General features: G+C 55.1%; 22 protein-coding genes. 7 read left to right on the forward strand and 15 right to left on the reverse strand.

Going from position 1 to position 25436, the window contains the following annotated elements:
* Window positions 1-99: 99 nt before the first annotated feature.
* From VQ830_RS12440 to VQ830_RS12450, 3 genes are all read right to left on the reverse strand, one after another.
* Window positions 100-483 carry a response regulator gene (locus VQ830_RS12440; protein WP_438617867.1) on the reverse strand — a complete coding sequence of 128 codons (384 nt, stop codon included), beginning with the start codon at window positions 481-483 and terminating at the stop codon, window positions 100-102.
* 2 nt (window positions 484-485) lie between these two features.
* Window positions 486-2624: a PAS domain S-box protein gene (locus VQ830_RS12445; RefSeq protein WP_337268433.1), complete on the reverse strand. Its 2139-nt coding sequence runs from the start codon at window positions 2622-2624 to the stop codon at window positions 486-488.
* Window positions 2625-2936: 312 nt separating this feature from the next.
* Window positions 2937-3938: an OmpA family protein gene (locus VQ830_RS12450; protein WP_337268434.1), complete on the reverse strand. Its 1002-nt coding sequence runs from the start codon at window positions 3936-3938 to the stop codon at window positions 2937-2939.
* Between the two features lie 650 nt (window positions 3939-4588).
* Between VQ830_RS12450 and VQ830_RS12455 the strand changes: the two genes are divergently transcribed.
* The 4 genes from VQ830_RS12455 to VQ830_RS12470 all read left to right on the forward strand — a co-directional run bounded on the left by VQ830_RS12455 (window position 4589) and on the right by VQ830_RS12470 (window position 10792).
* Window positions 4589-6244, forward strand: a complete 1656-nt coding sequence (locus VQ830_RS12455) for an ATP-binding protein (protein ID WP_337268435.1) — start codon at window positions 4589-4591, stop codon at window positions 6242-6244.
* Between the two features lie 359 nt (window positions 6245-6603).
* The gene (locus VQ830_RS12460) at window positions 6604-9840 is read left to right on the forward strand and encodes an autotransporter domain-containing protein (RefSeq protein WP_337268436.1); all 3237 of its coding nucleotides are present in this window, start codon (window positions 6604-6606) and stop codon (window positions 9838-9840) included.
* Window positions 9840-10364 (forward strand): invasion associated locus B family protein, encoded by a 525-nt coding sequence (locus tag VQ830_RS12465; RefSeq protein ID WP_337268437.1) that lies wholly within the window; start codon window positions 9840-9842, stop codon window positions 10362-10364. The genes VQ830_RS12460 and VQ830_RS12465 overlap by 1 nt, the downstream gene beginning before the upstream one ends.
* Before the next feature lie 74 nt (window positions 10365-10438).
* Window positions 10439-10792: a hypothetical protein gene (locus tag VQ830_RS12470; RefSeq protein ID WP_337268438.1), complete on the forward strand. Its 354-nt coding sequence runs from the start codon at window positions 10439-10441 to the stop codon at window positions 10790-10792.
* Between the two features lie 69 nt (window positions 10793-10861).
* On the opposite strand, the gene VQ830_RS12475 is transcribed toward VQ830_RS12470, so the two are convergent.
* Genes VQ830_RS12475 through VQ830_RS12500 form a run of 6 tightly spaced genes read right to left on the reverse strand, consistent with a single transcriptional unit; the run spans window position 10862 to window position 16374 of the window.
* Complete coding sequence (locus tag VQ830_RS12475) at window positions 10862-11554, reverse strand: amino acid ABC transporter permease (protein WP_337268439.1); 693 nt, start codon at window positions 11552-11554, stop codon at window positions 10862-10864.
* 13 nt (window positions 11555-11567) lie between these two features.
* Window positions 11568-12275, reverse strand: coding sequence for an amino acid ABC transporter permease (locus VQ830_RS12480; protein ID WP_337268440.1), 708 nt, complete (start codon window positions 12273-12275; stop codon window positions 11568-11570).
* A 52-nt stretch (window positions 12276-12327) separates the two neighbouring features.
* A complete protein-coding gene (locus tag VQ830_RS12485; protein ID WP_337268441.1) occupies window positions 12328-13146 on the reverse strand; it encodes an amino acid ABC transporter substrate-binding protein in 819 nt (272 codons plus the stop codon).
* 18 nt (window positions 13147-13164) lie between these two features.
* Window positions 13165-13902 (reverse strand): amino acid ABC transporter ATP-binding protein, encoded by a 738-nt coding sequence (locus VQ830_RS12490; RefSeq protein ID WP_337268442.1) that lies wholly within the window; start codon window positions 13900-13902, stop codon window positions 13165-13167.
* 8 nt (window positions 13903-13910) lie between these two features.
* The gene (locus tag VQ830_RS12495) at window positions 13911-15380 is read right to left on the reverse strand and encodes an NAD(P)-binding domain-containing protein (protein ID WP_337268443.1); all 1470 of its coding nucleotides are present in this window, start codon (window positions 15378-15380) and stop codon (window positions 13911-13913) included.
* Complete coding sequence (locus tag VQ830_RS12500; RefSeq protein WP_337268444.1) at window positions 15373-16374, reverse strand: LysR family transcriptional regulator; 1002 nt, start codon at window positions 16372-16374, stop codon at window positions 15373-15375. Before VQ830_RS12500 ends, VQ830_RS12495 begins: the two co-directional genes overlap by 8 nt.
* 157 nt (window positions 16375-16531) lie before the next feature.
* Between VQ830_RS12500 and VQ830_RS12505 the strand changes: the two genes are divergently transcribed.
* Together VQ830_RS12505 and VQ830_RS12510 are read left to right on the forward strand one after the other, a co-directional pair.
* Window positions 16532-17014 carry a CMD domain-containing protein gene (locus VQ830_RS12505; protein WP_337268445.1) on the forward strand — a complete coding sequence of 161 codons (483 nt, stop codon included), beginning with the start codon at window positions 16532-16534 and terminating at the stop codon, window positions 17012-17014.
* Window positions 17011-17586, forward strand: coding sequence for a peroxidase-related enzyme (locus tag VQ830_RS12510; RefSeq protein WP_337268446.1), 576 nt, complete (start codon window positions 17011-17013; stop codon window positions 17584-17586). Before VQ830_RS12505 ends, VQ830_RS12510 begins: the two co-directional genes overlap by 4 nt.
* A gap of 14 nt (window positions 17587-17600) precedes the next feature.
* On the opposite strand, the gene VQ830_RS12515 is transcribed toward VQ830_RS12510, so the two are convergent.
* Window positions 17601-18278 carry a LuxR C-terminal-related transcriptional regulator gene (locus VQ830_RS12515; RefSeq protein ID WP_337268447.1) on the reverse strand — a complete coding sequence of 226 codons (678 nt, stop codon included), beginning with the start codon at window positions 18276-18278 and terminating at the stop codon, window positions 17601-17603.
* 1399 nt (window positions 18279-19677) lie between these two features.
* On the opposite strand from VQ830_RS12515, the gene VQ830_RS12520 reads away from it, so the two are divergent.
* Window positions 19678-20748 carry an ROK family protein gene (locus tag VQ830_RS12520; RefSeq protein WP_337268448.1) on the forward strand — a complete coding sequence of 357 codons (1071 nt, stop codon included), beginning with the start codon at window positions 19678-19680 and terminating at the stop codon, window positions 20746-20748.
* On the opposite strand, the gene VQ830_RS12525 is transcribed toward VQ830_RS12520, so the two are convergent.
* The 5 genes from VQ830_RS12525 to VQ830_RS12545 form a co-directional block, all read right to left on the reverse strand.
* A complete protein-coding gene (locus VQ830_RS12525; protein ID WP_337268449.1) occupies window positions 20721-21728 on the reverse strand; it encodes an SIS domain-containing protein in 1008 nt (335 codons plus the stop codon). The two genes, VQ830_RS12520 and VQ830_RS12525, sit on opposite strands and share 28 nt — an antisense overlap.
* 69 nt (window positions 21729-21797) lie before the next feature.
* Complete coding sequence (locus VQ830_RS12530; protein WP_337268450.1) at window positions 21798-22685, reverse strand: ABC transporter substrate-binding protein; 888 nt, start codon at window positions 22683-22685, stop codon at window positions 21798-21800.
* 68 nt (window positions 22686-22753) lie between these two features.
* Window positions 22754-23539: an amino acid ABC transporter ATP-binding protein gene (locus tag VQ830_RS12535; RefSeq protein ID WP_337268451.1), complete on the reverse strand. Its 786-nt coding sequence runs from the start codon at window positions 23537-23539 to the stop codon at window positions 22754-22756.
* Window positions 23536-24402, reverse strand: coding sequence for an amino acid ABC transporter permease (locus VQ830_RS12540; protein WP_337268452.1), 867 nt, complete (start codon window positions 24400-24402; stop codon window positions 23536-23538). Before VQ830_RS12540 ends, VQ830_RS12535 begins: the two co-directional genes overlap by 4 nt.
* Entirely contained in the window at window positions 24399-25352 is a 954-nt protein-coding gene (locus VQ830_RS12545) for a BadF/BadG/BcrA/BcrD ATPase family protein (RefSeq protein ID WP_337268453.1), read from the reverse strand. The genes VQ830_RS12540 and VQ830_RS12545 overlap by 4 nt, the downstream gene beginning before the upstream one ends.
* Window positions 25353-25436 lie beyond the last annotated feature (84 nt).

Here is a 25436-nt window from a genome sequence, read left to right on the forward strand (position 1 = left end):
GCCAGTAAACCCGAGAGAGTGAATGACGGATCCAATCCTCCGCGCGTGTGCCTGGCGCCCTCATATCCAAGGAACCAAGCTTTGCCAAGAGTGCCTTATCTAGGTCAGGGACGACATTCTCTTCAACGCGGCGACGACCTCACCATGATCATATGGTTTTGGAAAGAACACCGTGCGCGCTGGGATGCTGCTGTCATCCAGTCGAAACTTTCCTGATGTAATGATGATTTCAATGGGAGGCCAGCGATTACGGATGGCCGCCGCCAACTTCAAGCCGCTCATTGAACCGGGCATATCGATGTCTGTGAAAACGACGATTATATCGGTACGAGCCTCAAGGATGGTGATTGCCTCATCGGCATCGCGTGCTTCGATAGGCTCGAACCCTGCCTCCTCGACAAGATCTAGCGCCATCATCCGGAGAAGCGGTTCGTCTTCCACCACCAGAACCGGTTTCCTCTTGGGTTGCTGATACTGGTTCATTGTCATTCCGTATGCTGTAGCTGCGTCAGTCTCGCTTTCATTTCGGCGCAAAAGCCGGTGTCATGATAACTCGTCTCAACACCGCCTGTTCCGATCAGGCCCATACGAATTAGCTTGGACCCGAAGCCCTGCCTCGATGGCGCTTGAGCCGGCGGACCGCCAATTTCCCGCCAAACAAGTTTGAATTCTGCATCAGGCTCTGTTCCGCCCACAAACCAGCGAAGCTCTACATGTCCAGTTGTGTTCGAAAGCGCTCCATATTTAACGGCGTTGGTTGCAAGTTCGTGCAGCACCAGCGAGAGCGACAAAGCGCCTTTTGGACCGATGGTGATGTCCGGTCCTTCAGCGACTAGTCGCTCGCTCGAAACAACCCGGTGCAAAGTAGAGGCAATCAGCCGTCCGATTGGCGCCGAGTTCCAGTATTTGTCAAAAAGGATATCATGTGCAGAGCTGAGCGCTTGGATGCGGTTGATGAGAGCATCGACCGGCTCGCGATCGGTGACAGACCGGAGCGTCTGTGTTGCGATCGCCTGCACCATCGCGAGGGTGTTTTTGAGCCGGTGGCTCATCTCCCTGTTGATCACTGTCTGCATTTCTTCTTCCGCTTTGCGGTCGGAGATATCGGCGACAGCGACAACCGCGCCCGTTAGTCGACCATCGGTATCTTTGACAGCTTCTCCGTCAATCGAAATCCAGATCTCCGAGCCGTCTGGCCGAACATAGCGAACTTCCAAATAAGCTTCGTCTGCTCTACCTGAGGTTATGATTGCAAGCGGATATTCCTCGGCATGGACAGCTCGACCATCCGCATGCTTTGCTGTGAAGGCACCGTATTCCTGGCGCGATTGCGCGATCAGCGCGTCATGGCCGAGCATGGCGACGATTCGACGATTTTGCATCACGATCCGGCCGGAAGGAGCTTCGGCCAGCAAGACGCCAACCGGCATACTTTCGATGACGGTCTGAAGCTGCTTCTGGCGATTTTCCAGTGCAGCTTCCATGCTCAGTCGCTCAGTGACGTCGAGAAATAAGATGACGAAGTCATCCCCGTTCAGAGGATGGACGTGTCCCTCATAAGTCCGTCCGATCGCTCCAACTTGCCGCACGAAGATATTAGGACGTCCGGTATCCACCACGCTGGCAATGTCCGTGATCCATGCCTCCTCGATATCAGGAAATAGTCCACGGATTGTCCTGCCGGCGACGTTCTTGACTGGCATTCCTAAAAGTTCACCCCAGGCCCGATTGACCTTCTTATATCGCCAGTCGATGATCCCACCCTCGGCGTCTCGAATGGCTGTGCCGAGAATAAATCCTTCGGACATCTGTTCGAAAAGGCCTCGCCAATAGATCTCGCTTTCGCGCAACTCGATTTCCGCTCGCTTGCGCGCGGTCACGTCAGTCACGAGAGCGGCAATATGATCGTCGTCCAGCTTACGAATGCGGTTCTCGAACCATCGGCCGCCGAGCGCTGATACCGTATTCTCATGCTCGACGACCTCTCCTGTCGTCAGGACACGATCGTATGGCGGAAGCATTTGCGGCAGAGCTTCCGGAACGAGATCGGACAATCGGGTACCGACCACCGCGACTGCAGAAAAACCGGTAAGGCGCTCGAACGCCGGATTGATTTCTTCGAATTCGACGTCAGTCAGCTGCCCGGAATTGCTGCGGATCGCACGAGCAACATAATAACCCTCCTGCATATCTTCGAAGAACCTGCGATAACGCACTTCGGACAGGAAAATAGAGATTTCGCGCTCCACAACTTTGGCAAGCGACTTCAGGCATGCAAGATCATGAGCACTCCAGTCGCGTGGCTGCGTATCGATTGCCGCAAGGGCACCGGCGATCTCTCCTGTCGGCAAGGCAACTGGAACACCGAGATAGGCAACGACACCAAGATCGCCAATCGCCAAATTCTCTCTGACGAGGTCATGAATGGTTGCGTCAGAAACCGAAAAAATATCGTTGGTCTCGACGACATGCTGACAGAACGAGTGGGTCATTGGCGTCTCGCCACGCGATGCCCAAGGCTCAGGGAGACCGCAATGTCCAGCAAAGACCTGTCGATCAGCATCGACAATCGAAATGATCGCGACCGGCACGTCCAGCATGGTGCGAACATGGTCAGTAAGCACACCAAATTGCTCCTTGCCAGGTCGGCTAAGGAGACCGCTTCGACGCAAGACCGACAGTCTGCTGGTAGAATTTATGCCTGACAAGTTACTCATGCATGGCGGTATCTAGGCAACATCTGCGAATCGCCAAGGGAACATTACAAGATATACTGCTTTGTCTGCAAAAATCTTGGTAGGCTATAAAACGGGAGCCTTCTTCTTAAGTTTATCTGACCGTTTTACCTTTTCGGGGCCGTGCGACCGACTCTCTAGCATACAGACGCGCGCTTCGCGACATCAAATGAGCCGGCAACGTCCTCAAGAGATTGTACGTCAACGCTGAACCAATTCTACACGACGATTTTTGGCTCGTCCCGTTTCGTTCTCATTGCTCGCGACTGGCGCGTAAGGTCCAATGCCCCTCGCCTGCAGCCGACTCGCCGCTATGCCAAACTTTTCTACCAGTGCTTTAACCACAGCGGCCGCACGAGCTTGCGAAAGGTCAAGATTTCGATTGAGATCTCCAGTGCTATCGGTATGACCGACAATATAGACTTTTCGCGTGGCATCCTGCTTTAGGAATACCGCCATTTGCTCGAGCGTCTTATCCGAGCCTGGGGTAAGGTTTGCCTTATCCGTCTCAAACTCAATGCCATAAAGCGCGACATGACCATCCTTCGTGATCCCATCGCTCATGGCATTCGCATCTACTGTGACCTGTCCCGCTTCTATGGGACGCCCTTCAACAGTCTGCAGCAAAACGCCAACCTGTTTTCCGTCATCCTGACTAACGAGCAAAGACACATCGACCGGTCCTGTTGGTCCGTCAATATGCGCTGTTAGAGAGCGGACATTGTTATTTGTCGCACTCAGAAGGTCGATTGCAAGATTGACGAACTCGCCCCCCATCGTATTGATGACGGGATCAGCAAGTGTCGTGGCGAAGCTATAGCCTCCGCAGGTTTCTGCATCGCACTCGAAGGTCTCCTGGAAGCCGGCTGCCGCTAAGCTTCTCTCATAGTTACGAAAGACTTCGAGCGCAGATTTTCCTTCCGGGACAGCGTAAACTATGCTCGTCAAGCGCCCTTCAACAATCTGACTTTTCAGGAAATGCGTTTTCTGATCGGCGTTGTAGGGGCCAAACGGTAGGGCAAACGAGTCATAATCCTGCTGCCGATAACCGATGATAGACGCTCCTTTGAACCGAGAAATGAGTGCGCTGTCTTTGCTGCCTTTGACGTCCTTCGAAGGACCCTCGGCCAAGGTTATGTTCGGGAAAGCCACAATGATCGTGAGGATGATGGAAGTGACGCAATTGTTTTTCAGTTTCCGCAAGCCTATTTGTCTCCTCTATATTCGCCCTTGAGAGATCGGTAGAAAGCCGGGGTTTGTAATCCAGCGCTCGATCTTTTCGAGAGACACGGGTTTTCTTTTGGAGCCTTTTAAAGACGTTGTCCTATCGACGTGGCAACTAGACTAAATGCACTATTCGCAAGCGCGTGCGGTAAGAGATTGAGCGCAACACGAAAGCTTGCGGCATCTGACAAGCGAGAACAACGCACGCCCTCCCCGTGATCGTACCGCGAGGGAAGCGATCACTTTGGGTAGAAGAAACAACTAGTACATTTGTGCTAGTTCCCACCTTACAGTGTCTTCGCCTAGAAGGTCTGCCAATACCTCACGAAATGGGCGGTCTATGACCGCGCATTGCATCTGGTTCCTGATCATCAGGATGCGGACGCCTGGGCTGGCAGATATCGCTAACGCTTCCTCACCTTGCCGGGCCGGGAGTTGGAAGGGAGACGGATAGTGTCGAAGCCATGGTTGGTTCTCCCATGGAGCAGTCCCGCGTTCGGGAATATCTGCGATCTGTGGGACGCGTTTGCCATTCGCCCGACGGTTCGTGCTTGTCATTCCCCTGCGCCCAACTTGGTCGCTCCGCCTTGCCAACCGGATAATGCTTGTCCGAACGAAGGAGTTTGGCGGTGCTGAGTCAACAGGCGAATAAACTAGACGGGTATAGAGGCGAAAAACGGCACGCTACCATCCGTGCAACGGTTATCGGCGTTGTCTGCCTCTACATTTTAACGACCACCTTTCTCGGTCATCCCCTCCCCGGCGGTATGTTCATCGCCTGTGTGGTGACGGTCCATTGGATGCTATCGTGTGGTCTGGTGGTTTGGATCCATCGCAGACCCGGCGAAAGCCGTCCGCGTCACTATGTTATGATGCTGCTCGATATCAGCGGCATGACCTATATGATGGCGGTTGGCGGCGCGCCGTTCTTACCACTCTACACTGTGATGCAGCGGCTGGTGGTGGCCAACGGTCTGACCTATGGCCGCAGCTCGATGAAAATCTGTACCGCAACGGCGCTGTTGTCGCTCACGGTCGTGACATACTTCAACAATTACTGGCACGAAAATCCGTTCATGGTTGTCACGCTGGTAAGCGGCATGGTTTTGGTCCCGGCTTACATATACACGATGCACAAGAAGCTCGAGGTGGCCTACGAACGTGAGCAAGACGCCAACAAATCGAAATCGCGGTTCCTTGCACAGGCGAGCCATGATCTGCGACAGCCCGTGCATGCCATCAGCCTCTTTATCGCTTGTTTGCGTGACGCGAAGTTACGCGCGGAAGAGCTAAAGCTCGTGGAGAGTATTGATCGCTCTCTTCAAAGCGTGTCGCGGCTGTTCAAGTCGCTGCTTGATATCTCGACGCTGGACAGTGGCAAAGTCACTCCGACGATTGAGGCAGTTACGATCAACGACATCATCGATGATGTGCTCCATCAGAACTCGGAAGCAGCTCAAAGGAACAAGTGTGAACTGCGCATCATTGGCTGCAGTGCAATCGTGAGGACTGACCGCACGCTCTTTTCAACAATGCTCCAGAATATCGTCAACAACGCCATCAAATATGCACCAGGCAGGGAAATCTTGATTGGATGTCGCCGACGCGGCAACACTCTTGCCGTACAGGTCTTCGATCGAGGGCCCGGAATCCCTTATGAACACCAAGCAAAGGTCTTCGACGAATTTCATCAGGTGCGTGCACGCGGCGACAAGGACGTGGAAGGTGTTGGGCTTGGTCTTTCCATCGTGCGCAGGCTCGGCGGCGTGCTCGATATTGACGTCAAGCTCCGTTCGCTTCTCGGGCATGGCACCTGCGTCACGCTTTCGAACTTGGAGATCTGTGCGCAAGCAGAGCTAGCGCCGCGCCCAATCCAAATTTCTGAGACCGACCTGGCCCAAGGCTTGCGCGTTTTGCTTGTCGATGATGATGAGGCCGTCCTGACAGCGACCGCCCACCTGCTTCGAAAATGGGGATGTAAAGTGGAGACGTCGCTTGCTCCCCCAGATCAAGTCTCGGAGATCGATCTTCTCATTACTGACTTCGACCTCGGCAATGGGGTTACGGGAAAAGAGTGCATCGAGCAGGTTCAGCGGCTCGCCCGCCGGCCTGTTTCGACCGTCGTGATGACCGGTCATGATCAGGACCGCGTGCGCGACGACCTTGCGGAAGCGGAGGTCCCAATCATGGCGAAACCAGTTAGGCCGGCAGAACTTCGTTCGATTCTTCTGGTTCAAGCCGTGAAGGCGCGCTCTCGGCAGGCTGCCCCGCGTATCACCGCCTGATCATCTGCGGCGAAATTTGGCCGGGGGCAGCGGCACCTCATGCACTGCTGCGTAGCCGATTCTTGGTCATCTTTGCCTAAGTGACTGGTGGGAAGCACTGCCGCGTCTGCGTAAGCCACGGGACGCTCACATCATTGGTGCTAAGACGTTGAGGCATCTTACAGATGAAAACAATGCGATCAGGCAGAGCCCACGTGCACCGCAAAAAGCCGCAGTGCAGCGGCTTCAATGCACGGTTTCCAATTCGGACATCGTCTTTCGAGCCTCGCCTAGTACACCCGTTCTAATGGAATAAGACCCCGCACTATGCTCAATGCGATATCTCTTCACGTTTCTGAGAGCTGGTGTGAAGCGCCGGCATGACGCATTTTGAAATAACGCAGGAGATACCTTTGAGGCCGCTGTCCATCACACAGATCCCCGCCAAGCTTCTTTCCAGCTCAACCGCATTAACGACATTTCGTGGCAGCTTTTTGACCATGTCTGCTGTTGTCGCACTCAGCACGCCGGCTGCCTTTGCTCAGCAGGTCAACTATATCCAGGACAGTGGTAGCGTTCAGTGGACGACCGATCAGGTTATCACGGGCGACATGATTATCGGACTGAACAACAAGGGCGTGAGCGCCACGATCACAGATGGCGCGAAGGTCTCTGTTGGATCGGATGCCATGATTGGTAGTTCAGATACCTCTGAAGGCACCGTAACTGTGTCCGGAGCCGGCTCAGAACTGACGGTGGTGCGGACAAACTCTGTTTTGGGAAACACCCTCACAGTTGGCGGCAATTGCCTTTCGATCGTTTGCCCGTTCGGGGGCGTCGGGACACTGAATGTCCTCGATGGCGCAAAAGTTGATGCCAAGAGCATCAGTCTCGCCGCCGGGGGAAATTCACGCGGTTATCTCACGGTCTCCGGCGCAGGCACAATCTTTTCCGCCGACAACTTCGCCGCGAACGCCGATAATGACGGCAATGCTACGTTAGCAGCTCGGCCTTCTTCATTCTTGACCATCGAAAACGGCGCTACCGTTGCTACAAAATCCGCCGGTTTTAGTATTGCCGATACTGACGGTGTCGCGAATATGAATATTCGCGGCTCAGGAACCAGCTGGATCAACAGCAGCGGCGCCGCCGTAGGTGGAGCGCTCACGGTCAGTGAAGGCGCGAACTTTCAGACAAAGTACCTTAATATCGATACAACCGGCGAATTGTTGACCACTGGGGCTAACACCACGACGACGGTGACCGACAATCTTGACCTTAAGGGAGAATTGGTTGTTTCTGATGGCAGCAAGCTGAACGTCGCCAACACCGTTAAGCTGACAAACGATGCGTTTTTGATCTTCGGCGGACGGGTCGATAATACAAAACTGTACGCCAATCCCGTTGCCATTGATACCCGTGCGGCAGGCAGCATCAACCCAGAAGCCGTCATTGATTTCGGCAAATCGGAAACCGCTCGGGTTGTCTTTAATCACACCAATAGCGACTATCAGTTCGCGAACAAGCTGATCGGAAACGGTTCAATTGCCAGCCTCTCGGGCAGTACCACTGTCACCGGCGACCTGACCAATTTCAGCGCGCATGATGCTGTTGCTGGCGGCATCATCGTTGATGGCGGCAGCACGCTCACCATCAAAGGCGATCTCGGTACGAAAGTTGCCGCCGATGATCCCACCCTCCCATCCAGCAATCAAATTTTTATTAAAAATGGCACGCTTGTCATTGGCGGGGAAACCGGGAACACGATTGCGAATTTTACCGGGCAGGAGTTTTACACCAGCAGAGTTCAGGTGTGGGGTGACTTTGTCCGCGACGCAAATGGTCTTCCTAAAGGGGCTTACGGGACCCTAGCAGGCAATGGCACCGTGGGAACAACATTTGTCGACACTGGCGCAACGCTCTCTCCGGGTGACAGCAATAATCGGCTTGGCGCAATTGTGGTCAAGGGTCAGCTCGCTTTCAATGACGGTTCTATTTATGCTGTTGATGTCGCTGGCAATGGTCAAAGCGACAGCGTGTCCGTGGAGACGCTTAAGACGCCGAACGGAAACATTGTAAATGGCGTCTGGCAGACTGTAGATGGCGGCGGAACAACGCTGATTGGCAAAAACGCCACAGTTCAAGTCACTGCTCTTGATGCCGCCACAAGCTACAAAACGGGCCAGACCTATACCATTCTAAAGTCAGCCGGCGGAATTCAGGGCAGCTTCGCACAAGCCGTGTCAAAATCTGCGTTCCTTGACGTAGCGTTGGATCAACAGCAAAAGCAGATCGACCTAACGATCGCTGTGAAGGATACGGGTACGTCTCCTGGTGGCCCCACAAACCCGGGTAATCCGACCAATCCAGGAAACCCAACCAACCCTGGCAATCCCACCAACCCGGGTCAGCCGAGCAATCCGAACCCACCCGGCAACTCGGGCACCGGTCTTTTTGACAGCGTAGCGGAGACAACGAACCAGATCTCGGTTGCACGTTCCTTGAACACACTGCAGCAGAGCGGAGACAGCCTCTCTCTCTACAACAAGCTTCTCGTTCTTGACGCGAACGAGGCACGCGGCGCTTTCGACCAGTTGTCAGGCGAAGGCCATGCCGCCGCAAAGTCGGCGATCATTGTCGGGTCCGGCCTTGTCCGTGATGCCACAAACGACCGCCTTCGTGCAGGAACGGGAGATGCGGTGGCAAAGCCCGTTCCCGTCATGAATTTCTGGGACGATGGTCGTTGGGGTAAGGAAGATCCGATGTCTGCCGTCATCAAGCAACCAGCCCAGCCGCTATGGTCCATCTGGGGGCAGGCCTTCGGGTCGTGGAGCGATATTGACGGTCACAGTGGCGTGGCGGGTGTCGGCGTTGCCACAGGCGGTATCATCACCGGTATCGATACTTTGATCGATGGTGACACGCGTCTCGGCGTTTTCGCAGGGTACAGCCGCACGGGAGCAGATTCAGGCAGCCGAAGCACCTCTACGGATAGCGATAACTACCATGTAGGTGTTTATGGCGGCACGCAGTGGGATGCTGTGTCATTGCGCACAGGCATTTCCTACACGTTCCACGAAATCTCAGGCCGCCGCTCGGTCGACTTTGCGGGACTATCAGATAACCTCAAGGCGGACTACAACGCGGGGTCCTTCCAGGCCTATGGCGAACTCGGCTATAAGATAAAGACTGGCTTTGGAGCGTTCGAACCCTTCCTGAATTTGGCCAATGTGACACTCCACACAGACGGCTTCACGGAACGTGGCGGCATTTCGGCGCTGACGTCGAGCGGCGATACGCTGAATACGACATTCAGCACGGTCGGCGCACGCCTGTCCTCCGACTTCGATCTTGGAGGCCAAAAGGCCGTCGCGACCGGCATGGTCGGCTGGCGCCATGCTTTTGGCGATACGGATCCGACCTCGCGCCTCGCCTTTGCGTCTAGCGATAGCTACGTCATCCGCGGAGCGCCCATTACGACGGATGCGATGCTTGTGCAGTTCGGTGTCTCGATGGACCTTACGAGCATGGCCACCATCGGCGTCTCCTATAACGGAGCCTTCAGCAGCGACGAGACGGTCAACGGCGTCGATGCCAAGCTGAATGTGCGCTTCTGATGCGTTTCAGGAAGTTTGCTTTATATACTGCGGCTCTCTTGGCCGCAGTTCCAGCCCTTGCCCAAAATCCCGGCCAGGCCGCGCCGACCGCCCTTTCTGAGGTTTACAAGGATTGGACCGTCAACTGCGCAAACCAGGACGCAAAGCAAGATTGTGCGTTCTCTCAGTCTCAGGCAAACGGTAACGGCCAACGGATATTGACCATCGAAGTTCGTCCGACTGAAGAGGGCGGCCTCAAAGGCAATCTCGTGCTGCCTTTTGGCCTCAGGCTGGAAAGAGGCGCCACCTTTGCCGTCGACGACCTTCCGCCTGGTGCCCCTGCCCGTTTCAGGACCTGCCTGCCAATCGGCTGCGTCGTCCCGCTCATTTTCGTCGATAAGACCGTCAAGTCTCTTCGTGACGGCAAGGCTTTGAAGGTCGTCGCCGTTTCAAATGACGGCGATAAGGAAATACCGTTTTCGATATCTTTGCAGGGCTTCAAGGAAGCTTTGGACCGCACAATCGCACTCACCAAGCCGAAATAGGCACGGCGGCAGAACGCAATATAGTTCTGAACCGACGAGCGCTCGGTTCAGAAGACTTTCGGAAGGATAAGACATTGCATCTCACAATTGGGAAGCTCGCTCTCATAGCGCTTTCGCTGCCCGTACTTGCCTCCAGCCAGAGTTTGGCACAGTCTGATCTTCGGCAGGAGCAAGTCGATGCGATCATTGGGATCGGCAGCCAGATGCGTGCGGCGGCGGAGGCTTGTGGTGGCTTTAGCGTAGAGGAGCTAGATCGCCAGAAACAGAAAGAAAAGGCCTTCACCGCCTCTATGGGAATGACCGCCGCAGCCTATGACAAGGCATTCAACGAAAACTATGAAGCCTCACGGGTGAAGATTGCGGGCATGTCGGCAACCCAAAAGCAGCAGTTTTGTCAGGAGATGAAGAAGACCTGGCAAAGAAAATAGCCGAAGAAACGATGGTCATCTGCCGCTTGCCAAGCATTCACTCGTCTCACCCTTACGACTTGATCTTTATCAGGTTCGAACCCGCAGGGCCTTTTCGGTTCGGTCGGCAATCTGCGTGACCGCATAGGCAATGACCATGTAGATGACCACGGCGACAAGGAACGCTTCGAGGTAGTAGAAATTCAATGCAGCTGTCAGCTGCGACTGCGCAAAGATATCGACGACCTCGATGGCAAAGCCAAGTGAGAGCGCCTTCATGATCACCATGAACGAATTGGCGAGATCCGGAATTGCAGCAACGATGACCTGAGGAAGCATGACACGCCGAAAAAGCTGACTCTTCGTATACCCAAAAGAATAAGCGGCATCGGCTTGCCCGGTATCGAAGGAATTCAATGCACCTTTGACCACTTCAGCCTGAAACGCCGCAACGCACGCGGTCAAGGCAACGATCAACGTCACCCAATTTGGCGTTGAGTGCCCATTGTAGTCGACACCGACAAGCGAAGCGAGAAACTTCAGTGTCGAAGGCAATCCATAATAGGCGAGGAAGATCACAATCACCATCGGCACGCCCTTGAAGGCGACCTTGTAAGCGACGACAAACTGGCTCAAAACCGGAATACGCCGGTATTCGATCATCGCAAACAAGCTTCCGACAACAGTCGAGAGCAAAAAAATGATAAGCGCCATACCGAGCGTCAGCGGAACGGCGCCGAGGATTTCATAGAGGTCCGGGAGAAGAACTTCACTGTCAAACATCGGTTTTCTCCGTTCAGACGCTCGCCATTAAGGGCGCGCGAACTGTCTTTGCACCAGGCACATATTTGCCGGATCGGCGTTCGAAGATCCGCACGATAGCCCAGGCGATGACGCAAAGGATCGAGTAGAGCACGGCGAGAACGAGATAAGTCTCGAACTGATACTGATTATAATCGCGCTCCATAACGAGGTGTGCAGTCGCCATCACGTCAGCTGCGCCGATATACATCACGAGCGCAACGTTATGGATGAGATAAATGATGGAATTTCCATAGCCGGGAAGCCCGATGTGGACGGCCTGAGGCGCGATCACCCGCAACAGTTTCTGTCGGAACGTATAACCAAGGCTGTCGGCAGCGTCATGCTGTCCCCTTTCCACCGCGAGGTAAGCTGGCCGCATGACCTCCGATAGATAACCACCATGATAAAGGCTGAGCCCAAGCATTGCTGCGAAGTTTGGGGAAACGAAATCGTCAACGCCGAAAATGCCAACAAGAATAGGCAGTCCGTAGAAAGCGACGAACAACTGCAGCACAACCGGAACGCTCCGGGCATAGGAAACGTAAAGATCTGCCAGCTGGCTGACGACCGGTACTCTCCTTACGCGGAACACGGTCGCGATCAATGCCAGCAAGAAGCCGGCGCCCATAGCCGTAAACGTGATCGCAAGCGTCAACGGCAATGCCGCCAGCAGCTCGGGAATCATGATCGATAGGTCCACCTTGGACTCCTTCTATCCGGTGTGGCTTGGGCGCCGACAGCGCTGATTGGCGTTACTTCATGTAAGTGGTGATGTCCTCGCCGAACCACTTCTGAGATAGCTTGGCGAGTGTGCCGTCAGTTTTCAGCTCTTTCAGAGCCTTCTCGACGTCAGCAGAAAGGGCTTTGTTTTCTTCAGAGCGATGGATCAAAACGAAGGTCTCGTTGATCGCAACAGGCTCGCTGGCCTGAACATTAAGCTTCTGCTGGTCGATGACCGTCTGCTCGCCAAGGTTCGAGGGCAGAACCAGAGCATCATACTTGCCGTTTTCCACCTCTTTAAGACGGTCAGGATAAGGAATACCAGCGCTCGATGCCGTCACCTGGATCTTGTAATCCGGGTTCTTCTCCTGCCACGCCATCGCGAATTTGTAGATGCCGCCGCCTGCGGTCACCGGGACGATCTTCTTGCCGACGAGATCCTTCATCTCCTTGATCCCGCTATCCTTGCGGCTGTAGATCTTAATTAGGCTTGCTCCGATCGGAGCATCAGGAATGAGGAACTGCTTTTCGCGCGCAGGGGCACGATAATATCCACCCGTCGCCATGTCGTATTTTCCGGTGGCAAGGCCTGTCTCCTGCGCAATATCGGCTGCGCCTTCCATCACGAACTTATACTGCGGCAGCTTGGCATTGATGGCTTTCAGAACATCAGGCTCATAACCCTGCGGCTCCACACCGATGGCACCCCAGGACAGGGGCTTCGATTCCGCCGAAGTCGCAATTTTGATGGTACGCACATCGTCTGCGAAGGAGCTCGTCGCCAGCGCGATCGTGACGCCTGCGATGGCGAAACCGAGACTGCGGCGCGAGAGAAAACTCATCGAAGTCATGTCAGGCATCCTTTCTTGTTAAACCGCACGTTCGCTGTTGAGAAACTGTGCGAGGCGGGGGTTGGCGGGATTGTCGAAGATCTCATTCGGGCTGCCGTCGGCCGCGACCACGCCGCGATCCATGAAGACAATTCGGTTGGAGATGTTCTTGGCGAACTGCATCTCGTGCGTAACGAGCAACGAAGTAATTCCGGACGAGGTGACATCCTTGATTACTTTTAACACCTCGTTGACCAGTTCAGGGTCCAAGGAAGAGGTCGGCTCGTCAAAAAGTATCACGTCAGGCTTAACGGCGAGCGCGCGCGCAATCCCGGTACGCTGAAGCTGTCCGCCCGAGAGCTGCGAAGGATAATTGTCAAGCTTGTCCGACAGACCGACACGTTCAAGCTCCTGCAGCGCAATCGCGCGCGCCTCATCTTTGGACTTTCCCTGCACGACGACAAGCGGATCCATAACATTCTGGATGACCGTCATATTCTTGAAGACGTTAAATTGCTGGAACACCATGGCTGTCCGCAATCGGATCGCCTGCACGGCACTTTTGTCCGGCTTGGCAAAGTCCATCGCGATGCCGTCCAATTCGATCTGTCCTGATTGCGGTTTGACGAGATGGTTTATGCATTTGAGAAGAGTTGTCTTCCCCGTCCCGCTGGGTCCGATGATGGACACGACGTCGCCCCTCTTTACCAAGAGATCAACGCCGTTGAGGATCTGCGTTGCACCATAGGCGAGTTTGAGTTTCTTGATTTCGAGCATCGGTGATCTCAAATCCTCTCGGGAACTATAGCGGCAGGTTCTTGATCAGGAGCCCACTCGTCTCCGAGCAACTCCGGTGTATCGAAGGCCTGAAGGTTTTCGAAATGGCGCTCTCGATCTTCCACGAAGAGCGATCTTACAATTCCTCGAGCAAGCCGATCGGCGCCTTCGCTAATCGCGGGGATGTCTCCCGTCAGTTTGCCGTGGCTAAGCGTAGCCGGGAAATTGAAGCAATGGATCTTCGAAAGGACGGGGCATGACCCTGGCGTTTTTTCGAGAAACTCAAAGGCTTCTCCAAGATCTGGCGAGCCTTCAAGTTCGGGATTTGCCATACCCGGAGGTGTTGGAAAACGATCGCGCCACAATCTTATGGATGGTTCGAAGGCTGCAAGCTCGCACCGGTTACCGAGATCGATTTTAAACCCAGTGGCGAAGATCAGGAAGTCGAGTTCGTATCGACCTTTCGGCGTGGTCAGGATCAGGTGATCCCCCTCTTCCTGCAGCTCCTCGATTGGGCTTTCAAGATGAAGATGCGCCTGGTCGAACGAGCTGACGCGAAGAACGCTTGGCCGCGGCGGCGGGGTCTGCTCAGTCATCGCATAATCCAGGAAACGCCATTTCCATTCATCTGGAAGCCCGGCAAATCCGTGCACAACGCCCTGACTGCCAATGCCTGTGAACTTGTTAATTCGTGGCAGCTCCTTGCGGCGAACGAACATATCCAGTCTGGCGGCACCCGCCTCAAGCGCTGTCGCGGCATTGTCCATAGCTGAAGCACCTGCACCGATGACACCGACGCGCTTGCCGCACAAGGATGAAAAGTTAATATCGTCAGCTGTATGAGCCCAGAATTTTCGATCGACTGTGTTTGCAAAGGGTGGAACATAAGGACCACCAAGGCCATCGCGGCCGGTTGCAAGGACCACATGACGGGCAACCAATCTCTTGGCGCGCCCGTCCTCTTTGATATCGAGATCGAGCATTCCGTCCGATCTCGGAAGGATTCGCTCGACGCTCACGCCATTTCGCACGGGCAGCTCGAGCACCTTGCGGTACCAGATGAGATAGTCCATCCAGATCTCACGAGGAGCACGGTCGAGCAGCGCCCAGGCTTCGCGTCCAAACAGTGCTTCGTAATAGGCGCGAAACGTCAAAGCGGGCAATCCCATCGCGGGCCCGGTGAGCTGCTTCGGCGAGCGAAGCGTTCGCATTCTGGCAAAGGTGACCCAAGGACCCTCCTGCCCGGCCGTCGCTTTGTCGACAACCAAATGATTTGCAACGCCCAGCCGCTTCAGCATCCCCGACGCAACGAGACCTGCCATCCCACCGCCGATGATGACGACGTCAAGAACGGGATTGCCCTCAACCTCACGCTTTGGCACCCAGGATTTTGCTGGAAGCTCCAACCATGAAAGATCCTGCCGAAGGCGATCTTCGAGAGCCGCCAGCTCATTTGGATGGGCTGCTAGATCACTCATAGGGCGTTTCCTTCTGGGCAATGCTTTTGCCATAAACAGCATTATCCAATCCATCGACCGCGTTCGCTTCCACAAGACGACAGCCCGGTATGTCGAGCGCTTGCACGCGAACCGTTTCAATCAATGCCGTCACCGTCGGAGACTGCGGAACAACTGCAGCGGAAATCGCTCCGAAGAGGAATGGAATATGCTGATCGAGCTTTCGCAGGACAATTCCATCGAGCGGCACGCCAAATGCAGTGGCGGGCTCGATGATCGCGAAGCCCAGCCCGGACCGAACGAGGCTAAGAGCCGTGAGCGATGCATTCACATCGATCATGCGTTCGGGAACCACGCCCGCCCTGGCAAAGACTTCATTGATCCGGTGACGCAGACGATAAGGGTTGGCAAGCGTAATGATGCGGCCGTTCCCGAGGTCGGACAGACGCACGACATCCTGTGATGCAAACGGATCATTGGCGGCCATAGCGACAACACAGGGCGCTTCGGCAATCCAATGGATGTCGAGGCCAGGATGCTCCAACGGCAGACTTGATATGCCAAGATCCGCTGACCGTGCCAGTACGGCCTGAACAACGTTTTCAGCTGCGAGGGCCTGAACATGAAGATGACGAGACAAAAGTTCTGGCGCGAGAGCAACAAGCGCCGGGGGCAAGAGCCCTGCCGCAAGAGACGGCGTTGCCGCGACCGTCAGCGTTGCAGGCTCATCATTGCCGATTGCCTCGGCCCTCTCGCGGATATGGACCAGACTTGCAAGATGGCGTTCAACTTCGGCATGGAAGCGCAGGCCGCGTGAGGTTGGCTGGATTCGCCCACTGGTTCGGTAAAGCAACGCATAGCCGAGTTCGGCTTCGAGATCCTGTATAAGGCGGGAGACCGCTGGCTGTGAGCGCCCAAGCAAGCGCGCAGCGCCGGTTATGCTTCCAGCGGACATCACCGCAGAAAATGCTTCAAGCTGTCGAATATCGAATGCGTTTTTATGCATGGATAACATCAACCACCGCGCCTTATGTTTTTAAAGCATGCCTTTTCTATATTACCAAGAGACAAGAGATAATTTTTTCGCATAGTATCTCGACTGTCATGTTAAAGATGTATGGACATAATGTTCGTATCTGCTCCCCTCGCGGGAAATGGTAAAGGAGCTAGTTGTGACACTCATTGAAGCTCTTGCCGGTGTGAAACCTGGGTCTGCTCTTGCTGACGCAGTCAAGCAGCGTTCGGAAATCCTTCGTCTGAGCCAGGCGGCACATGATGCCGTGCTTATTCCCAGCAATCCCGGTGGCTTGTCTTACGGCCTCAGGGCGGCTCTTGCGGCACGCATGGCACGCCATAATGAAAATACCGAGCTTGCCGCGCATTATGAAACGCTGATCAAACGCGCCGGCGATGACCGTGTTGCCATCCTGTCAGAGCCAGGCACCAGTTTAAATGACGAACGCATTGGCGCCATCGTCAGCCATGCTGATCTTTTAACACTGGCACCGCGTGAGGCGACGCGAGGCAACATCGAAAAACTGCGGACGGCAGGTGTCAGCGACGCCGATATCGTCCGGCTTTCTGAACTTGCCGCGTTCGTCAACTACCAAGCCCGCGTCATTGCAGGTTTGAAACTGATTGGAGCAAGGCCATGAGCGAAGTCGTCCACGAGTTCACCACCACGGTCCCTCGCTGGCAGCCCTATGTCGTTCCGGTGGATCTGGAGACAGCGAGCGCCGAACAACGCGAGGCAATGCAGGTTACGCCTTCGAACAAGGGGATTTCCCCCTATGTTCTGACACTGGCGCATGATCCTGAATCCCTGGCGGTTCGCTCGCCATTGTTCAACCTGATCATGTATGGCAAAGACGGTCTTTCGCTCGGAGAGCGTGAACTTGGAGCAACCGCAGCCTCGATCGTCAATCGATGTGTCTATTGCGCAGCGGTGCATTCGTCTCGGTTCATCAACTACACGAAACGAACTGATGTCATCGACGCGATCTTTCAAGATGGGTTGGATGCAGAACTGGAAGAGCATTTGGGAGCAGTCTTCGATTTTGCTGCTCGACTATCTCCAACGCCTCCACAAGCAAGCCAAGAGGACGCGCAGGCCTTGGCGGATGTAGGTTTGTCCGATTTAGAATGCCTTGATCTTGTCTTATCGTCCGCCATTTTCGGATGGGCAAACCGGCTGATGCATACGCTGGGTGAGCCGGTGAGAGACTAATGCAAGATCACCGACTAGACAGGCTGCTCCGATCGGTCACGCTCTCCGGCGCCTTGACCAATCGACTCATCAAGACGTACAAGCCCCTCGCTGATGCCCTTGGTAACCGCAGCGGACCGTGACGGAACACCCAACGCCCGCAGCATGGCCGACACGTGTATTCGCACCGTGAATGGCGATATAGCCAAAGCGGCTGCAATTTCCTTGTTTGTCTTGCCTGCGGCAACAAGCTTGAGAACCTCCGTCTGCCGCTCGCTCAATTGGATGGCGTTGCTTTCAGGAGAGCCTTGCTCTTCGGGTAGACGGACAACGATTTCTCCCTGTCGCACCGCCATCAAAGCCGCAGAAAGTTCGTCAGGAGATACCGCTTTGTTGATAAAGCCATTGACCCCATGACCGAGCACCGCTTGAACGGTTCCGCGATCATCTGCCATTGTTAAAACCACAATTGAAGATTGCGGGAAATCACAACGCAAGGATTCAAGCTCGCCGCAGATCTTCGTACGCGAGAAGAAAAGGTCCAAAACGAACATGCTTGGCGGAAAAGGCGAGGCTTTCGCGATAGCAACAGCCTCTTCATAGGTGTCGGCCGTATGGATGACGGCATCCGGCACCAGCCGTCCAATAAGCGAAGCTAAGCCGTCACGGAAAACGGGATGATCGTCTGCAATGATAATACACTCAGGTCTCAAGGAAACACCATTTAGTATCTGTTGGCGCAAATGAAGACGAGCGATGGTCTACCCGCGGCGAGAAAGTGTTCTTTGAAACTTACCTGATGAAGATGGCACTTCATGAGAAATGAGCTGGTTTCAGTACAGGTGTTTATAAAGAGATAATCCATTGATATCCTCGAAACTGTCAGCGCCCCGAATTTTGGACAATCTAAAGGAGAATCTTTAAGTTAAGCATTCAAAGTCAATATGTGAGTTGTAGTAGCATACGGCGCTAGGGGAAACTAGTGCAAGTGTACTATTGCGTCGCCCGCGATATCGTGTCCGCTGCCGTCGAGTCTGCCGTGTTGTACCGAACAACGTCACTCGCTGTTGCCTGGGCAGCAGGCTGCTAGTCGACGCAACATGTGTCCCGGGCTGGATTACATCAGCAAAAAGCGGCGGCGACGTTTTTAAAAGATCGCGACAAGGGCCATATCCACTCTCATCTTGAGGTGGCGTCTCCATGCGCTATCGCTTTGGAGAAAAATGCGAAGCACCCCGTCGGGGTCGCAATCTATGGACGGACAAGCTAATTCAATCCAAGGTTTATGGAAGGAAGAAGATTAGCACGCGCCGAATATCTGTATTGACTGCTTGCCCTGTACCCAACAAGAACATAGCAAACGGCCGCGGCGGCAAGGACCAAAATAGCAAGGACTGGCGGTCTGATCCTTTGCGTCGGAGTGTCGGCGGCAGGCAATTGCCTACCGGTGCGTCGTGAGGCTTTTGCGTCCTTTTGATCTGGGAGAGACAATTCTTTCTCAATTAAGAACGCACGACGCTTGCGATTTCGCGCATCTTCAAGGTTGTAGATCTCGCCCATTTTCTCAAACTCTTATCGTACGACTGAAGCCTTAACACCCGGACAAACGAAGCGGGCATTCTTGCAGTTTCGCTATGCTAACAGAGAGCCAGGCGAAATCCATGAGCTAAATAGTACAAAATCCGGCAAGGCAAGATTGTAAGACGCTTCTTGGGTGTGGGCACTCGCTGCGCCTTCAATTTCTCGCTTCTGTGAGCCAAGAAGGCCTGCTCATGCTGCGATGGAGAGAGCGGCAGACAACGGGAAACGCGTTGCATCGTTATGTCTTTGTAGCGGAGCAGAGTTCGAGCACAGCATCAAAATGTCTTTGTTGCCTTGAGTTGCCACCTAATAGATAGCGTTAGAAATTGTCTTCTTTCGCAGTCAATGGTAAAGCGACCTAACTATTGAAGGGAACTCTGATCGGTGGGTCGTGCCTCAACTCTGCCATGGGATCTCCTAAGGGTCCCTGAACTGACCGAAAGTGCGCGTGCAGTTCTAAAAACCGTTGCAATCTCGGGGCCCTCTACACGTCCCCAGCTGAGCTCAGCCCTGAACTTCTCCAAGCCAACAATGTCGGCAGCGGTTAGTGAGCTGGAGCGGCATGGGCTTGTTGCGCCGGCAGGCGTCAACCGAGGTGGTGTGGGCCGCACGTCTGTCACCTATTCAGTGGCCCCGGAGGCTGGTCTTGTGATCGGCGTCGACTTCGGCACGACACAGATCCACGGAATTGCGTGCGGAATTGACGGAAGAAGGATAGCCGAAGTTGAAAATACCGCGCCGGCCGCAATGAAGGACGAGCGTTTCGAGGCGCTGGAGCGTCTGATCGCCGAGCTTTTGCAGCAGTGCCCCTCTGAGTCGCGTTTCTTGAGGGCCATTGTGATTGCCTTGCCGAACATTATATCACCTGCATTCGATCGGCTTCCAGGTAGCGATCTGCTTCTGCCGGTTCTCGATAGCATCGGCAAGACGTATGGTGTGCCGATTCTGCTGGAGAACAACGTCAATTGCGCCGCACTTGCAGAATATCATCATGGTGCTGCAAGAAGCCATTCTTTCACAATCTACATGCAGATCGGGGTAAAAGTAGGGGTTGGCATCGTCATCGATGGCAAGCTCTTTCGCGGCTTCAGAGGCGGAGCGGGAGAAATCGGACATCTTCCCTTCCCTTGGTCGGAACATGAGCAGCCAAGGCCGTCACAAGTCGAAGCTTATCTCGGCTCGGCCGCACTTCTGGAGCGCGCCATAGCGGCCTGGCCAGCGAACGAGGGACCGGCTCCGAAAAGCACCAACCAGCTCTTCTCTCTTGCTGAAGAAGGTGGAATGGCGCGCGAAATCATTAAGAGGCACGCGTGCGACATTGGTAACCTGGCGGCAGCCTGTGTTAGCCTGCTGGATCCCGAACTTATTGTCGTCGGAGGTGGCGTCGGGCAAAATCAAGTACTAATCACCGAGATCCGCGAGACGGTCGAACGCCTGTGCTGGCCAGTCGAGATCGTCAGCAGTGAACTGTTAAATCACGCCACCGCGCTCGGAGCTGTGCGTCTTGCCAGGGATTTCAGCCTGGCAAGATTGCTTGGAGAAGAAGCCAAGGCCTCCTTCCTTCATGAGGGTGATCAGTTGTCCCGCTTGGTATCAGTCTGACGATATCGGAAATTGCAAACCGGAAGGCCTGCCTCTTCCGACAAGGTTGCGATCAGTAGCTGGGCTGGGATGGCTTGCAGAATTGCCTCGCCAATCGAGGTGGAAAAACGCGGCACTGGAATGACAACCAGGTTGGGCTTTTCCTCAATATCTTGACGGGTCGTGATGATGACGGAGGGAATTCCGAAATCGGCGAGATCGGCAGCGAGCTTCACCTCACGGCCATCTCCGAAAAGCAGCACGCCGCTGTCAGCGTCATTCGGCTCCATCGGACCATGCAGAAAATTCAGGGTATCCCAGTCCTGAGCAGCGATCCTTGCGGCTTCACGGATGAGAAGGGACGCATATCCGGCCGTTCCGTAAGCGCAGCCCGCACCGACGCAATCAATCGACTTTTTTCCGGACAGAAGCCGAGCGGCACGGTCAGCGGCTGGGCGCGTTTCTTCGAGCACCTGCTCGACAAGCTTTGGCAACAGGTGCCAGTCGGCGCCGGAGGGTGTGCCGGCCTTGTCAGCCAACAAGGCGGCTGTCATCAAAGATCCAAGGTAGCTCGTCGTGTTGGGGCCGCTATCAGCGCCGCTATGCGTAGCAATCATCTGCTTGACCACACGCGAAATCGGCGTTCCGTCGGACTTGGCAATTCCGTAGGTGTGGGCAAGTGGGCGAAGCTCCATCGCTCGCGCCGGCTCTTCACTGCGCCCCGAAGCCGAAAAGGCAATATAGGCGTTCCCGGCATCTATTTCGGGATCGTAAAGATCAGTCCCTGCCAGGGCGAAGGCTCTCAGACCCTGACTGCGCATCTGGGCGGCTGCGACCACCGCTGCGTAAAGGCTCGCGCCAATGCCCGCCAGAACAACCGGACCATCGTGGATGGGTTGGACGTCCAGCGTCTCCAGTCGCTTCGTAACCGCATCGATGCAGGATTGAAGCGCGGCAGGCTGCAGTCCTATAGCCGTGCGATAGGGCTCTCTGTCATTCATGGTCATTTCCGATCATTGAGAAGAAATGCGACCGGACGCCTTGTCCGGTCGCGGGTTGGTAAGTGCTGCTCAATCGAGCTTGAGGTAATCGGCAAATCGAGCGGCATCATTGATGGTGACCTTGTCCAGCTTGTTTTCGCCCAGACCCCATTTGTCGAAGATCTTCGCGTAGGTGCCGTCGTCGATCATCGATTGCATCGTTGCCGCCAGGGCATCACGAAGCTGTGGGTTTTCCTTGCTGACAATCATCGCCTGATAACCAACGGCATATTGGGCACCACTAATCAGCTCGAGCTTTTTGTTGCCTTGCGGCTGATGCTTGAGGCTATAGGCGGCAACACCCGTCGTATCCATGGACGCATCGACGCGCCCGCTCTGCAGAGCGATCTTGATCTGGTCGTTCGAGGGAAACTGCATGACGGTCAGCGGTTTATCGGCAGGGCAAAGGGTCTTTTGCTTGTCGAGAAGCTGAAGCGGGATTGAGCCTTGAACGGCACCCGCTTTCAGGCCGCAGGTGTCCTTCAACTTCTGGATGCCCTTCGGGTTAATCTCAAGAACAATGATACTCGTTCCTTCGAGCATGTAGTTGACGACATCGACAATCTTCTCGCGCTCGGCGAAATCTCCCATAGCGGACATGCCGAGGTCGAAACGACCCGCCTGGATCCCTGGAATGATGCTTGCGAACTGAGCCGGCATATCCGTGAACTTGACACCCAGGCGAACACCCATCTCATCGCGGAGATCTTTTTCAAGTCCCGTGATGGTTTTGTTGTCTTCCGCATAGAAGTCATAAGGCGGCGTCTGTGGCTCCGTCCCGACACGCACTTGTCCAGCCGACTTGATCTTGTCTGGCAGCATGTCGTGCAGCTTCTGGTCCAGCCCAGAAGCATAAGTCTGTCCGGCGACCAGCGAGGCGGCCGCTGCCACCATAAACACTGCAATCTTCTCGTTCATGTTATTCCCCTTTTCTTAGATTGCACGTAAAGGACGTGCCGCCTTCCTCATTCACGCCTGCATCTTCCTCAGTGCATGCGCTTCAGAAACGCTCGAGTTCTTTCGTGCTGCGGGTTGTCGATAACCTCACGGGCTGGGCCTTCTTCGATGATGACTCCCTGATCCATAAAGACGACCCGGTCGGCGACGTCGCGAGCAAAGGTCATTTCATGGGTGACGACGATCATCGTCATCCCATCGGCAGCGAGTTTGCGCATGACGCCAAGGACTTCGCCCACGAGTTCAGGATCAAGCGCTGACGTCGGTTCGTCGAACAGCATCAGCTTCGGGTCCATGGCCAGGGCTCGTGCGATTGCGACACGTTGCTGCTGACCACCAGAGAGCTGGCTGGGATACGCTCGCTCGCGCCCCTCTAAATCCACCATTTTGATGAGTTCTCTGGCTCGGGCGGCGGCAATTTGCTTCGGTTGTCGCCGATTGAGGATCGGCGCTTGGGAAATGTTCGTCAGTACGTTCTGATGCGCAAACAAGTTGAAGCGCTGAAAGACCATCCCGATATCACGACGCTGGACCGCGAGCTCCCGACCGCTCATCTCATGCAGCGCGCCGCCACGCTCGTGGTAGCCGATCAACTGGCCATCAACCAAGATGCGGCCCTGCGTCATTCGCTCAAGATGGTTGATGCAACGCAGAAAAGTAGACTTGCCACTGCCTGAAGGCCCGAGAAGACAAACCACTTCGCCCCGTCGAACAGAAAGGTTTATCCCCTTTAGGACCTCCAACGGTCCGAAGGATTTATATACATCGATCGCTTCAACGACGATGGGCGAAGAATGGTCGCGGTGTCCACTCATCCTTTTGTCCCTTCTGCTCTTACTACGCGCAGGAACGCACGCCAGGGCCCCATTGGATCATTGCTGGATCGGCCGATACGTTGCTCAATGAGATACTGAAATCCGGAAGCGACGGTGGTCATCACCAGGTACCAGAGACTGGCGACGATCAAGAGTTCGATGATCAGGAAGTTGCGGGCGTAGATGTTCTGTGCCCGTGTCAGAAGATCTTGCGCCGCCACCACGGACACCAGAGACGTTGTCTTCAACATTGAGATCGTTTGATTGCCGATCGGCGGAATGATGACCCGTAGCGCCTGTGGAAAGATAATGCGGATCATGGCATCGGCAGGCGTATAACCAAGCGCCTTGGCCGCCTCGTTCTGACCCTCGTCAATGGCCAGAAGTCCGCCTCTCATGATTTCTGCCATATACGCTGCCTCGTTGAGGCTGAGGGCCAGAAGCGCCGCCACGAAAGCCGTCACGATCACATTCGTATCTACTTGGAAAAAGCCGATGTCGATCGTCGGCACAAACAGCTGGATATTGAACCAAAAGATGATCTGAACCAGAAGCGGCGTTCCGCGGAAGAACCATATATAGAGACTGGCAAAGCCGGACAAAATCGGGTTCGAGGCAAGACGCATCGTTGCAAGGATTGCGCCGACAATGATGCTGATGACCATGGACAGCACCGTGAAGAGAACCGTCAGCTGGATGCCGTCCAGAATGGTTTCATCGAAGATGTATTGCGGAATGGTCGACCAGCTGATGTGACGGCTGGTTGCAACCATGTAGATCGCGAAGGCCACCAGTCCGATGAGCACCGCGGCTATGACGCGTTGGCCCCAGTGGCGAGCTGGAATAATTTTCACGGCGCTCATGCTGCCCTCCCGTTGTCTTCGCTTTCCTGTCTGCCGGCTGTATGTGGAAGCGGCAGCGCAGGCCGGCGCTGGCCAGCGGCGAGCTCTCGAGCAAGACGCAAGGCGCCAATCACAGGTGGCTCAGTCAAAAGGGTCGCCAATGCTTCAGGCACCCGCCTCGCAAGCGCCGCTTCGAACGCGTGAAAGAGCGTCGCTTGACCGCAGATCACACCTCCACCGGCAACGACATCGACCCCGCGTGCGCCCCGCGCAACGAGTTGCTCAACCAAGCTAGCAAGGGCATCCCCTCCGCGAGCAATCACATTGCTCGCAAGTTCCGACCCATGTCTTGCGGCCTCGAAGACAAGCGGAGCGAGATTGCCGATGCTGGCAGCAGAGCCACGCTCTCCGAGCGCTCGCCCAAGCTCAACAGGCCCGTTGATGCCGAGAGCTTCCATTAGGGCTTCCCCCAATGGATCTAGTCGCTCCGTCTTGTCCAAATAAAACCGGACCGCACGTGCCGCGTCGCGTACCAGACCGCTGGCGCTGCCCTCGTCCCCCAAAAACCAGCCCCAACCGCCCGCGGCCATCATTTTGCGATTTTCATTTCGCGACACAGCAATGGAGCCGGTCCCGGCGATCACGGAGACCCCGGCCCGCTTATCGGCTGCGGGAAGAAGAAGCTCGGAATCGTTGAGCACCAGCAGCGTGCCATTAACATGTCCGGCCAACAGGCTCTGGAGCTTGTCGCGGTCCTCATCGGTATCGCAGCCATGCGCCCCAATGACAACGACATCAGGATGGCCGTCGGCAATCTGCGTAAGGAGATTGATCAGAGAGGAAGCGTCGATTGCTGCATCCTCCCGACCACGCCAGTCGGCAGTGGCTACGATCCTTTCCCGTTGGCTGCCATTACCATCTAGCGCCACCAGATGGGTTTTAGTCCCGCCGATATCGACCCCTGCAATCATCTTGTTTCCTTTCGTTAGGTAACTTACCTAATTATTAGAGATGATCAAGGTAAAATGTTGCGGGAGCAACTCAGTGTCGGCAAT

This window comes from Oryzifoliimicrobium ureilyticum (genome assembly GCF_037199735.1).
Lineage (GTDB): Bacteria > Pseudomonadota > Alphaproteobacteria > Rhizobiales > Rhizobiaceae > Rhizobium > Rhizobium ureilyticus.